Genomic DNA, 13161 nt, shown 5'->3' with positions numbered 1-13161 from the left:
TTCTGCTGCCCTGCATTCCGCCAGGAAAGCTCTTCCCATGGGGGTCATTTGAGCACCGCTGTAGACCAGTTGCGGATGGCTGACGTCGGCCAGCGCTTGCGCATAGTTGAAGCTGATCAAGCGTTCCAGCGTGTCGACCTCGGCAGGATCCTTGATCTCACTTTTGCCCTGGGCGATTTCATTCAGGAGACTGTAGAAGGCGGTGTCTTGTTTGTTCACGATTTAGCCTCTTTCCGGGGTTGTGCCTGCTGATGACGGCCGTGCCAGCAATGCCTTGGCGCGGGCGCAGACATTGTCGAGGGTAAAGCCGTATTCGCGCAGCAGGACATCGGCCGGTGCCGAGGCGCCGAATCGCTCCACCCCCAACATGTCGCCATCACTACCAATATAGCGCTCCCAGCCTTGACGCACGCCCAATTCGACCGCCAGTCGCGCGCCGACCGAAGGCGGCAGCACGGCGTCGCGCTCGGCCTGGGGCAGGGCCTCGAACAACTCCCAGCTGGGCATCGAGACACAACGCACGGCGATGCCTTCACCCTCCAGGCGTTCGCCCGCCGCCAGGATCAAGGCGACTTCCGAGCCGCTGGCGATCAAGATCAACTCGGGCTCACGGCTCGCCTTGTCGTTCAACACATAGGCCCCGCGCCGCAACCCATCGGCCGCGGCATAGCGGTTGCGGTCCAGGGTAGGCAATGCTTGCCGGGTCAGGACCAGCAGGACAGGGCGGTCACGGGTAGTCATGGCGACCTGCCAGGCCACCGCGGTTTCATTGGCGTCGGCGGGGCGGATCAACAGCAGGTTCGGGATGGCGCGCAGGCTCGCCAGGTGTTCGACCGGCTGATGGGTCGGGCCGTCCTCGCCGAGGGCCAGACTGTCGTGGGTGAACACATGCACCACGTGCAGGCCCATCAGAGCTGCCAGGCGCAGGGGCGGGCGCATATAGTCGGAGAAGACCAGGAAGGTCGCGCCGTAGGCGATGAAACCGCCATGGGCGGCCAAACCGTTGACGATGGCGCCCATGGCATGTTCGCGTACGCCGAAGTGCAGGTTGCGACCGACCTGGCTCCAGCCGCTGGCGTCGGAGCCTTGTTGATCGGTGCCTGTCATTGGCGCAGGGTTGAAGTCGCCGAGGCCCTTGAGCACGGTTTTTGTCGAAGGATCGAGGTCGGCGGAGCCCCCGCTCAGTGCCGGTAGCCGCGGGGCGATGGCGTTCATCACCTTGGCGCCGGCATCGCGTGTGGCCAGGCCCTTGGCATCGGCGGGAAACACGGGAATGTCCGCATCCCAGCCTGACGGCAGTTCGCCGCCCAGGCGCTGCTGCAGTTCCTGGGAGAGTTCTGCAAAGGCCTGGGTGTAGGCGTCCATGCGCACACACCAATCCGCTTCATTGCGTGCCCCGCGTTCCACGGCCTGGCGAAAGTGCGCCAAGGCGGCGTCGGGTATCAGGAAATCCGGCTCGGTGGGCCAGCCCAGCTTTTCCTTGGTCTTGCGCACGGCGTCCACGCCGAGGGGCGAGCCGTGGGCCTTGAAACTGTCCTGCTCGGGTGAGCCGTAGCCAATATGGGTGCGCACCAGAATCAACGACGGCCGCGTCGTTTGCTCCCGCGCCGCCTGCAAGGCGGCATGTATTGCGCCGAGATCGTTACCATCTTCCACCGACACCGTGTGCCAGCCGTAGGCCTCGAAGCGCGCCGCGCGATTTTCGGAGAACGTCATGGCCGTGCCGGCGGCGAGGGTGACGGCGTTGTCATCGTAGAGGCAGGTGAGCTTGCTCAGCCCCAGGTGGCCGGCGAGTGAGGCGGCTTCGCTGGCCACGCCCTCCATCAGGTCGCCATCGCCGACGAGCGCGTAGGTATGGTGATCGACGACCGTGTGACCGGGACGGTTGTAGATCGCCGCCAGTTGCGCCTCGGCCATCGCCATGCCGACCGCGTTGGCCAGGCCCTGGCCCAGCGGCCCGGTGGTGGTTTCCACGCCGGGGGTGTGCCCGCGCTCGGGATGTCCCGGCGTCTTGCTGCCCCATTGGCGGAACTGCTTGATGTCGTCCAGCGTCAGCGCGTAGCCACTGAGGTGCAGCAGGCTGTAGAGCAACGCCGAACCGTGCCCGGCGCTGAGCACGAAACGATCGCGGTCAGGCCACTGCGGATTGTGCGGGTTGAACCTCAGCCAGCGGGTCCACAACACATAGGCCATCGGCGCGGCGCCGAGGGGCAAACCGGGATGGCCGCTGTCGGCCTTTTGCACCATATCCACCGATAGGAAACGCAGAGTGTCAATGCATTGCTGGTCGAGTTCGCTGGACATGGTGGTCTCTCGGTGAGGTGAAGAGAAGGTGGGGGACTGGTATGTCGCTTATCAGTGGATCAGTCAGGTGCCGAAGGGTTTCATTTATTTCAAGCCCGTTGGGCCATTCGGGAAGTCTGGCCGATTTACACCACTCTGGAAGCTGGATACGTCCTGTCCCCCATTTCCGGGCCATGAATAAATAAAACCAAAACTCGTCTGTATGAGTTGTTGATTCGACTCGTACAGACGAGTATTTTAATTTCGAGAGGTTACATATGACCCTCTCATAAAACAAAAAATGGATAAAGCATGATTCAAGGCTAGCCGTTTCGAGTGCGTGGTAATCAATGACTTCCTATTGGTTTGAGGGGTATGAGCATGCATGCTGGAGCCATATTTATATCATTTGATGCTGTCGCGGTATCGGGCATTACGGTTGAAGCATTAAAGATGGCCAAGTGCCTTGAGCAGAGTGAGATTACGTCCTATCTCGACCTGGGCTATGACATCAAGATCGACAAAGGCAATTTCAACAGGCCTTATGATCACGAGAAAAATATCTATCAGGGCGTGTTTACCCTGGTTCGCATCGAAGACATAGAGACTGTCCCGCATTACAGCCGGGATTTCATAGAGTATTCGCACAGTGTCTTGATCGGTCAAAAGACCGCGGTTTCTCCAGAAGAGCAGGAACGGCTTTTAATCGCCATTCGCGAGTCGTCACAGGCACTGGCTCATCGAATGGTGCAGTTTTGGGAAACACTGGATATCCGTTATGTGATCGTTGAAAACGGAACGTTGCCGGAAAACATTATTTACACCCAAGCCTTGTACCTGGCCATCGACGCCTATGGGCAAAAGCATGGCCTGGGGAATTTCGTTATCTGGCGCGATCATGACCTGATGTGGAACAGTGAGAAGACTGTGATGAAATACGGTCCGGAGCCGTATCCCCATGCCGTCAAGCCGGTTCAATCCCGCTACATTACCTATGTGACCCTCAATCAGCACCTGAAGAACAAACTCGAGGAATGGTGCGATCACGCCATCGACGTCAAGGTCAGGAAGAATACCTATGATTTCAGCGGGCAGGGGACCTGCACGAACATCAAGGAAAGCCTGGATATCCGCGACAGCGACGTCCTGATTGCCCGCACGACCCGCATCATTCCGCAAAAACGACAGGACAGGGATATCCACCTGGTCCATCGGTTGAACGCGCTTTTTGCCCGGAACGGTAGCCGCCGAAGAGTGTATCTCGCGGTCGCCGGCGATCCCCATGAACATCCTGGCTATTTTGAAGCCTTGAATAAACTGGCCCGGGAGCTACAAGTCGAGGGCTTTATCAAGTTCATCGGCTCACTGCTCCATGACTCTATGCCGACGAAGGAAAAGTCCACGACCATTGAGGATTTGTATTACTCCTGCGACCTGGTTTCCTTTCTCACTTCCTGGGGGTATGACAGCTACGGCAATCCCGTGGGGGAGGCGATCAGCAGCCGGCGCTGCTATATCACGAGCCGCTACGAATATTATCAGGAAGTCTATGGCCAGCATGGTTTTGAAGCGCCGGTCATGTCGATCGCGGAAGAGCAGGATGGCCTGCCTGATGATGACTTTATTGACGATGTCTATCAGTTGCTGAATAACAAGACGCTGATGGCTGAAATGGCTCATAAAAACTTCACCATCGGTCAGCAGGTGCTCTCCAATAACGTCATTGGCATGCTGGACTTGAGTCCTTCTGGAGGAAATATGCGTGAGGCTGTCTTTGTCTCGGTTGTGCTGCCGGTTTATAACGAAAGTGATCGCATCGATAGTGTGCTGGATTCTTTATTCAATCAGAAAACACGGGGTGGCCTGATTACCCACGCCACCTATGAACTGATCATCGTGGATAACAACTCCACGGATGACTCGGTAAAAAAAATCAACGCCTTCAAGGCTGAAAACCCGACCTTGGATATTCACGTTATCCAGGAGACCACCCAAGGTGTTTCATCTGCCAGAAAACGCGGCATGGACTATGCCTCCTTGCGTTCAAAACAGCGCGACATCCGCCTGGGAGTCAAGAATAAACACTACATTGCTTCCGCCGATGCGGACTGCACCGTGGACCCTTACTGGCTGCACGCGCTGATTGAAAAAATGCTCGAGGAGAACGGCGATCTGGGCACCTGTAATTACTATTACAACGAAGCGTCCTTTCGCCATCGGCCGAACCTGCTCAACGAGATCCAGAAGACCCTGCGCTGCCGCGAGATGTCATTTTCACTGTTTGGCGGTTTTCCGGACGGCAAGGGGTTTGCCGTCGAGCGGGGCCTCTACGACAAAGTGGGCGGCATCGAGATTTTCTACCAGTTGGACAAGGGCCGCTTTGTCGAACACCTCTCCGATGACTGGGATTTCGGGATCCGGGTGATCGCCTGGGGCGGTAAGCCGGTCTACGCCCACGATTCCCGTATCGAGATCAACAGCCGTCGTGTGGATACCATTCTGGATGAGGTGATTACCGGCAACGCCTATGGGCAGGACGGAATCATCATCATGAAGGACGTACGCCCCGACGTCGAAGAGCAAACCCCAACGCTGCGGGACACCACGCCTGTGCAGTCGCAACAGGCCTGGGACTACTCGATCAAGGACTATGTGCCCAAAAACATCGTGCTGCCGGCGCTGCTCAACCCGCGGATTCTGCTGGAAAGCCCGGCTGTACGTGAGTTTTTCAGCGAGCCGGTGGCCGATCGTATGTATCAGCGTATCGATGAAATCAAACAGGGCTCGCGGGTCATCGATTTCAAACCGATTCACGCCTACAAGACCCCGTCCTATCGCCTCTATTTCGAGTTCCGCGAGGAGATCTTCAGTGCCCTGCGCCGTGCCGTCGGCGAGGACATCGGTTTCCCGCCGCCATTGCCGGCCTGCTTCGATGGGGTCAAACCGGAAGACTTCGAGCGCTTTGTCTACTACTTCGCCGAAGACCGCGAGTCCGGTGAAGCCCATAACTACTTTGCGAACGGAGGGGTATTCTGATGAATGGCGAAGCGCTGGGCTCACTGAACGATATCGACTTGAACTATCCGACGCCACGGGTCTACGACTTTCTCTCGCGCCCCGACAACAGCGCCTTTCTGGAGTACGTGTTCAACGACCCGTTCGGCTGCCATGTTTTTCCTGGCGATATCCCCGACTATCCGCTGTCCTCTTTTTTTGCCGACATGGATCGCGATATCAAGCAGGCCAGGCAGATTCACCTCTGGGCCTATATTCCCACCTGCCGCTACCGTTGCCATTTTTGCCAGTATCCGACGGTTATCCTGAACCCCAAGGCCGCCTCGTCGCAGCAGGTGTTCCGGGACCTGGTGGATTACAACATCAAAGAGGCCACGATGTGGCTCCAGAAAGTCCCCGGTCTGGCTCAGGCTGAAGTGGGCGAATTCAACATCTTTGGCGGTACGCCGTCACTGCTGCCTGAGCAGGAACTGCGTCGTCTGATGGCGTTCTACCGGAGCCATTTCAACTTCTCGGCCGCCACCCTGCGTTTTGAGGGCGAACCGGGCACCCTGAACAAACCCTACCTGTCGCTGTTGAAGGAGCTGGGGTTCAGCAAAATCAGCTTCGGCACCCAATCCTTCAATGACCGTATCATCTCGGCCTGCGGTCGTATGCACTCCGCTGACGAGTGCGTGGAAACCATCCATCACGCCCGTGAAATCGGCCTGGACTGGGTCAGCGTCGACCTTATCTACGGCATGCTCGGCCAAAGCGTGGATGACGTGAAATACGACATGGAGAAGTCCCTCGAGCTCGAGCTTTCCCATGTGGTCATCAGCAAGCTGCACATGGAGGAGTTCATGAAAACCCGTACCGGCGTGTCGGGAGAGAAAGAAAGCCACTGGCAGAGAAAAGGGCTGATCAGTGTCAACGACATGAGCTTCCCGGGTCTTGGCAAGCAGTATCAGATGCGCGAGCTGGTGGAGCAGCACCTGTCATCCGGTTATCGCGAACACCCGACCATGTACTTCCACCAGAACCATCGACAACCGGAGAAATGGAAGGGGCTTATCACCGATCTCGATAAACAGTACCCGGAAGTGGCGATCGGTCTTGGTGGCAGCTCGAAATGCACGGGCTCCGAAGCCATCAATATCACCGGCTACAACAAGTACAAGCAGGCACTTGATGAAGGCCGCCTGCCGATTGATGAAAGCCGGGGGTTCTCGCCGCTCCAGCGCGAAGTGAATGCTTTCAAAATGGCACTTTCCACGCTGATTCCAGTGAATGACCAGGTCTTCAAACAGCGTTTTGAAGGCAGAAGCTTTTACGACAATCCGATTATCGGCGGCACGCTCAAAACCCTGGTCGACAAGGCTCTCGTCAGTGTCGATGGCGATCTGGTCAGCCTGACGCCCAACGGCGTAACGCTGGTCGAAGCCGTCATCAACACCCAGTTCGTGACGCCGCAAGCCTGAGGGAGGTATCCGATGGAACAGCAAAAAAGCTCGTCCGTGCCGGTCTTCAGCCTCTACTACATTGCTATCGACACTGAAGCCGGCGTGACGCCAGAACAGTTTGAGCACTTTGTTCGCCACAAGGGCGTACATATTCCCAGCTATCCGGGCTGGAGCTGGACCTTGTTACGCGGGTTGCGGGGCGAACGGGCAGGGCAATACCTGATGCTGTTTGAGATCGACAGCGCCGCGCAGCGCGATTGTTATATGGCCGCGGATGGTAATAAAACAGAACTGGCCCACCAGTTCTGGCGTGAACATCCCGAAGCGCTGGATATTCTCGGGGAGTGGAAGCGTTACGCTACCTTCAGCGAGCTACCCACCCTTTACACCGATTATCGGCTGCTGGCGGAAAACAGCAAAAGCACCGTGCCCCATGGCCCGCGTTACCAGGAGCGGGCAGGGGAGGAGCCTGTCGCGCGGGTTATCGGTATCCACAATCTCGCGTTGCGCCCCGATGTCCAGGCGCAGACCTTCGAGACCTTTATTGCGCAAAACCACCACCGCATCGAGGACTATCCGGACTGGAAATTCCGCTTGCTCAAAGGCGAGCGGGGCAACCGTCTGGACCAGTACGTGGTGCTGATGGAGATCGCGAGCCTGAAGGCGCTCGATGTGTTTTATCCGGAGCCGGATATCGCCACCGATGAAGCGGCGAAATTTGCCCGGGCACACCGGGACACCAAGCAGATGTACGAAGAGTGGAAGCAACTGGCCTCGTTTTCCGGCTCGCCGCAGATCTATACCGACTATCTGTCAGTGGCGCAAAGCCTGTGAGTACAAATGTATCCCTCTTGCAGAGCGGCTCGAATCTTCGTCAGCAGAACGCCACACGGGGCATCTTCTTTATTGCCGGGCTGGGCATGGCGTCCTGGGCGCCGTTGATTCCATTTGTCAAAGCCCGGCTCGATATTGATGACGGCACGCTGGGCCTGCTGCTGTTTTGTATTGCGGCGGGCTCCATGCTGGTAATGCCCTTTACCGGGCGCGCCATCGCCAGGCTCGGCTGTCGGACGCTGATCCTTGCCTGCGCAGCGGTCTTCTGTTTGATCCTGCCGTTCATGATGCACGCCACCTCTGCCGTGGAGATTGGCGGCGCATTGCTGGTTTTTGGCGCGGTCAACGGCCTGTTGGATGTGTCGATGAATGCCCAGGCGGTGATTGTCGAACGTGACAGCGGGCAGGCGAGGATGTCCGGATTTCACGGTTTCTACAGCATTGGCTGTGTCGCCGGGGCAGGGGGCGTCAGTCTGCTGCTGTGGGCTGGGCTGATGCCTCTGCAAGCCATTTTCCTGATCGTGCTGCTGATTGCGCTTGTGGTGATGACGGCTTCCAGTCATCTGCTCGCCAAGCGGCCGCAGGAAAGCGGTGAGTCTGGCGGTACGTTTCAGGCGCTCTCACACCCGGGGATTCTGTTTATTGCCGTGTTGTGCTTTTTCATCTTCCTGATTGAGGGCGCGATGCTGGACTGGTCGGCTGTGTTCCTTCATACGGAGCGTGGCATGGAAAAAAGCCACGCCGGTTTTGGCTACACCCTTTATGCCATCGCCGTCGCGCTGGGCAGGTTGTACGGCGATAGCCTGGTCAACGCGTTCGGCCGGCAACGCATGCTGATGCTGGGCGGTTCATGTGCCGCAGTCGGGCTGCTGCTGATCGTCTCGATCGATCTCCCTGGTGTGGCCCTCGCCGGGTTCATCCTGGCAGGCATCGGCCTGTCCAATATCATCCCGATTCTGTTCACCACCGCCGGCAACCAGCCGGATGTCCCGTCGAGCTTCGCGCTTTCGGCCGTGACCCTTATCGGTTACACGGGGTTGTTGAGCGGCCCGGCGCTTATCGGATTTGTTGCCCACCATTCCAGCCTGACCACGGCTTTCAGCGCGGGAGTGGTGATCATGCTGCTGGTCTGTTCCAGTGCCCGACGCATTGCGCGTTGAGGCCATGACAGGTCTGTCCTGACGTTGTTAATCCATGGAGTCTTTATGAGTCAATTATCCGGTCCGGTGTTCAGCCTGCATTACATTGGCCTCAATTTGAAAAAGGGCGTTACGGCTGAGCATTTCGAAAATTTCGTGCGCGAACGCGGTGTCGGGATCCCGGCTTATCCGGGCTGGCACTGGACATTATTGAAAGGGTTGCGCGGTGAAAGGGAAAATCAGTATCTGATGCTGCAGGAGGCACCCAGCGCGGAACAGTACGCCCAGTATATTGACCGCAACGGCGATCAGACCATCCGTGCGCGGGGGTTCTGGCGGGAACATTCGCAGGCACAGGCTCTGATTGCCGAGTGGAAAACCTTCTCAACCTTCGCCGAGCTACCGACCATCTTCTCCTACTATTCAACAGTGGCTGAGAACACCAACAGCTCACTGCCGGAAGGCCCTAACTATCAGGCCAAAGCGCTGGCCCGCGTGGTGGGGATTCACAACCTGGCCCTGCGTTCCGGCGTGGCGCCGGAGACCTTCGAGGATTTCATCACCGGCAATATTCACCGGGTGGAAGACTACCCGGGCTGGAAATTTCACATGCTCAAAGGGCAGGGCGGCAGTCGCCTCGACCAATACGCGGTCATGCTGGAAATCGAAAGCCTGGAGTCCCTGAACGCCTTCCACCCTGAGCTGGATGTTTCGACGGACAAGGCCCTGACGTTCGTGCGCGAGCATCAGGAGAGTGAGCGTATGTACGACGAGTGGCGTGAACTGGCGTCTTTTTCTGGCGCTCCGCAGCTCTATACCGACTACATCACCATCGCCGGCAACAGTGGCTGAAAGGACGCTTGGCCGAGAGGTTTGGTGTGTGTTTTTCTGGCGGCTGATCAAGCGTAGGGGATTGGTTGAAATGAGCTTTCCCCGGGGCTAGTCTCATCCGGCCCCAGTGTTGTCTCAGCCGAGGGCGATGTCCCCGGGGTTCTAGCGTGATATTCAGGTGGGGTTATGAAGTCAAAACTTGCAGTCGCTGTTTTATTGCTGACAGCCTTCAACGGTGCGCAAGCCGCTGAAATCAAGGTGTTGACCACGGGAGCATTCAAACCGGTGTTATTGGCCATCGCGCCGGAGCTTGAGGCTTCGAAGCATATTACCCTGAATATTTCTAACGGTACTGCCGGGGAGCTGAACAAAAGGATTGAGTCAGGGGAACGTTTTGATGTGGCGATTCTTACGGATTCGCTGGTCAGCAAGTTCGAAGCCGCCGGGAGTTTGGACAAGGATACTGCGAAGAACGTCGCGAAGGTCGGTATCGGTGTGGCCGTCCCGTTGAACACTCCGAAGCCAGTGATTTCCACGGTCAACGACTTCAAGTCCATGCTGCATTCTGAGGCAAAAATTGCTTATATCGACCCCAAGTCTGGAGGCTCATCGGGGATCTACCTGACTGGGTTATTCGATAAGCTGGGCGTTTCTGAAGAGGTTGCCAGAAAGGCTGTCATGGTGAATGGTGGGCTGGTGGGTACGAAGCTCGTCGACGGTGAGGCAAGCGTTGCCATTCATCAAATCAGCGAATTATTGGCTGTACCCGGCATCCAGTTTGTTGGAGCGCTCCCGGCCGAAATCCAGAGCTATACGACCTACACGGCAGCAATGGCGAAAGGTTCTCGGCATGCAAAGGACTCGCTCGAGTTGATCAAGGCGTTGGGTGAAGAAAAAGCCGTGAGTTTATTGCAGGCCAAAGGGATGGAATGAGCGCCATGCCCTTGTTGATTGTGCAAGGTCTAGTGACCCGGGATCCCGAACGCGACTTTCACGTCGTGGATGTAGATCTGCCAGGCAATCAGCGCAAGCACTGTTTGTATCGCAGCCAGTCCCAAACCACCCCAAATGATCCCAATCGCGATTTCGTAGGCCAGGCGGCGTTCCGGAGTCTTTCTGGTCACCCTTGGTTCGTCATCGTCACGTTCAGCGCGCATTTTCTGTCCTTGGCGTTTTTTGAGGGCCGCTGCTGATCGTACAGCAATTGCTGAGATGCTCGAACGCTTCTGAGCTTTAATCTATGTGGCTCGAAACGCTCCTCACGGGTGGTACCAGTGCCAGGGCGAAGTTTTTTGGCCTGGCCGCCGTAACGTCAACTCCCGTGTTCATCAACCATACGCGGAGGAAAACAACATGAATCGTTTCGCAGGCAAAGTTGTAGTCGTGACAGGGGCCGGGACAGGCATTGGGGCCGCTACGGCCCGCCGGTTCTTGTCCGAGGGCGCATCGGTGGTGCTTAACGGCCGCCGCGAACACAAGCTCGCCAAAACAGTGGAAGGAGCCGATCCGACCAAGGTGATGCTCCATCCTGGCGACATCTCGGACGAGACGTACGTCAAGCGGCTCATAGCCGACACCGTCGCAAAGTTCGGCCGGCTGGACGTACTGGTCAACAACGCCGGCTTCGCCATCTTTGGCCCATTCGCCCAGCTTTCCACAGAGGACTGGCGGCGACAGATCGCCACTGACCTGGACGGAGTCTATTTTGGCTGCCGGGAGGCGTTGCCTCACTTGCTCGCCACCAAGGGCTCAATCGTCAATGTATCGTCAGCCTCCGGCCTGGGTGGTGACTGGGGAGGAAGCGGGTACAACGCAGCGAAGGGGGCGGTCAGCAATCTGACCCGGTCGCTTGCCCTGGAGTACGCCGCTAGGAACGTCCGGGTAAACGCCGTCGCTCCCAGCCTCACCAGCACCGATGCGACGGCAGAGATCGAGAAGAACGAGGCCATCATGTCGGCGTTTCGCGCCCGTCTGCCGGCCGGTCGACAGGCATTACCGGAAGAGGTCGCGGCTGTCATTGCGTTTCTGGCCAGTGATGACGCCAGCTTCGTCAACGGGGTAATCATACCGGTCGACGGCGGTTTGGCCGCATCTAACGGCCAGCCAAACTTTCTCGCGATGTTCGGGGAGGACTGATACGCCTGGCACCGCGCCACGGGTGTCCTTGGCGTTTATCGTTTTCTGTGAGACGCATCGGGCGAACGCTTGCTTGTCAGCTTGCTGACACCGTCGCTCGATGTTGCTGTGGAGTTTTTGCCTGTGGCGGTGAAGCGGCTCGGTTCAGAGCGCGGAACCGTCGCAAGCAGTCATGTCGGCGTAGTGGCTTGGCTTAGGTGCCTGAGGTTACGTCGATTTATGCAGGCCAGGGCCCGTAGGTCTCAATCCATAACTTCGCATAATGTATATTATGTTAAACGAGGTGCTCAGCCGTCTACGTGCTTCTCTGAATTGACTCTGCGTTCACTGAGGTTGCGGCAGCTGTCGGGCGTCGTTTTAACAGCTATCTTGTGTTCGTGTGCGCCCCAATGAGCACCGCTATCGTCGCCTACAGAAGAACAAGTTGAATTTTCCCGTTTGAAAAAGGTGGCTTTTTAAAAACCTGCTACATTCGAGTGTGAGACGGATGCTCACATACATTAGGAAGGTACAGGGATGACCAATTTCGACGCGGCCGCAGGCATTAGCGTGACGGAGCTCAACACCTTGTTGGGCGAGTATTACAAGAACGCCCCTAGCACCAACGACCCATTCAAGGGTAGCCTGCCCAAGACCCTGCCGAACCTCGGAGCTGTGACGCTGACTTGGGATGTCGGTGCTGCGCCTAGCCTTATTTTTGGTCCTCCCACCCTGGATATCTGGAATGCCGCGCTTGCGCCGAACGGCAAAGCCAATGGCGCCCAGAGCATCCCTTTGCCCAGTTTGCCGATGGTCCAGCTCACCTTGCCGACGCTGACGGCCAGCTACACGCTGGGTAGTGCGCCCTCCGTAGGCGGTACTGCCCCGAGCGTGGTGGTCTATGCAACGCTCACCTTTACTCCGGGAACACTGGCACTCGACCTGGTAGCGGTGTCATTGGACGAGAGTCGTTTCTCCACGTGGGACAAAGCCATATTCAACCTGATGCTGTTGCCACAAATTTTCGCCTCTGCGAATCAGGCGCTGGCAATCGTGCACCTGCCCAGTCTCGATTGGAAAGGTGTGACGCTCAATCCTATACAGCTGCAGTTGACTACAAGTTATTTGCTCGGCGCGACGACGCTTACCAGCAACACCAGTGCGCTTGATATTGAAGGAGTTACCTGGCCCACCGATGACGTGTTCGTGATCGCCAGCAATACGTTACTCAACACGGCAATGGCTACCTTCTTGCAGCCTTACCAGGGGCATCCATTCTCCGATAGCGGCGACTTCAAAAAATTGGCCGATTGGAGCTACAGCGGCTCGATTTCCTCGCTATCGGCCACAGTCAAGCAGGTGGCCCCATTGACCATCAATGCGCAACTGAGCGCTTCGCTCAATGCGAAGGCCACCCTCACCGCGGCAGGCATGGCCCTGGCAGCGGCAGGTTGTGCCATCGGTGCGGCCCTGCTGTAACCCTCAAAATCCTTGCCGGAGCA

General features: G+C 57.5%; 11 protein-coding genes. 9 read left to right on the top strand and 2 right to left on the bottom strand.

The genetic code is table 11. The annotated features are described in order from the left end of the window. Together M5C56_RS15530 and tkt are read right to left on the bottom strand one after the other, a co-directional pair. Positions 1-219: hypothetical protein (locus M5C56_RS15530; RefSeq protein WP_247263182.1), on the bottom strand; the 219-nt coding region annotated here is incomplete at its 3' end. 3 nt (positions 220-222) lie between these two features. Beyond that, positions 223-2304 (bottom strand): transketolase, encoded by a 2082-nt coding sequence (gene tkt / locus M5C56_RS15525; protein ID WP_103494139.1) that lies wholly within the window; start codon positions 2302-2304, stop codon positions 223-225. A gap of 360 nt (positions 2305-2664) precedes the next feature. Here tkt and M5C56_RS15520 point away from each other — a divergent pair, with 360 nt between their 5' ends. From M5C56_RS15520 to M5C56_RS15480, 9 genes are all read left to right on the top strand, one after another. Further along, the gene (locus M5C56_RS15520; protein ID WP_103494145.1) at positions 2665-5319 is read left to right on the top strand and encodes a glycosyltransferase; all 2655 of its coding nucleotides are present in this window, start codon (positions 2665-2667) and stop codon (positions 5317-5319) included. Continuing rightward, positions 5319-6758, top strand: coding sequence for a radical SAM protein (locus tag M5C56_RS15515; protein ID WP_103494138.1), 1440 nt, complete (start codon positions 5319-5321; stop codon positions 6756-6758). The genes M5C56_RS15520 and M5C56_RS15515 overlap by 1 nt, the downstream gene beginning before the upstream one ends. 12 nt (positions 6759-6770) lie before the next feature. Next, positions 6771-7574: a hypothetical protein gene (locus M5C56_RS15510; RefSeq protein WP_103494137.1), complete on the top strand. Its 804-nt coding sequence runs from the start codon at positions 6771-6773 to the stop codon at positions 7572-7574. Then, a complete protein-coding gene (locus M5C56_RS15505; RefSeq protein WP_103494136.1) occupies positions 7571-8734 on the top strand; it encodes an MFS transporter in 1164 nt (387 codons plus the stop codon). The genes M5C56_RS15510 and M5C56_RS15505 overlap by 4 nt, the downstream gene beginning before the upstream one ends. A gap of 45 nt (positions 8735-8779) precedes the next feature. After that, the gene (locus M5C56_RS15500; protein ID WP_103494135.1) at positions 8780-9565 is read left to right on the top strand and encodes a hypothetical protein; all 786 of its coding nucleotides are present in this window, start codon (positions 8780-8782) and stop codon (positions 9563-9565) included. A gap of 165 nt (positions 9566-9730) precedes the next feature. Continuing rightward, a complete protein-coding gene (locus M5C56_RS15495) occupies positions 9731-10477 on the top strand; it encodes a substrate-binding domain-containing protein (protein ID WP_103494134.1) in 747 nt (248 codons plus the stop codon). A 5-nt stretch (positions 10478-10482) separates the two neighbouring features. Further along, positions 10483-10737 (top strand): hypothetical protein, encoded by a 255-nt coding sequence (locus M5C56_RS15490; RefSeq protein ID WP_247263183.1) that lies wholly within the window; start codon positions 10483-10485, stop codon positions 10735-10737. Between the two features lie 160 nt (positions 10738-10897). After that, positions 10898-11680: an SDR family oxidoreductase gene (locus tag M5C56_RS15485; RefSeq protein ID WP_103494132.1), complete on the top strand. Its 783-nt coding sequence runs from the start codon at positions 10898-10900 to the stop codon at positions 11678-11680. 516 nt (positions 11681-12196) lie between these two features. Then, positions 12197-13138: a hypothetical protein gene (locus M5C56_RS15480; protein ID WP_103494131.1), complete on the top strand. Its 942-nt coding sequence runs from the start codon at positions 12197-12199 to the stop codon at positions 13136-13138. Positions 13139-13161 lie beyond the last annotated feature (23 nt).

Origin of the sequence: Pseudomonas sp. MWU13-2862, assembly GCF_023242495.1 — a bacterium.
Taxonomy (GTDB): domain Bacteria; phylum Pseudomonadota; class Gammaproteobacteria; order Pseudomonadales; family Pseudomonadaceae; genus Aquipseudomonas; species Aquipseudomonas gingeri_D.
Note: the sequence above shows the minus strand (reverse complement) of the source record. Positions and strands in the feature narration are given on the sequence as shown.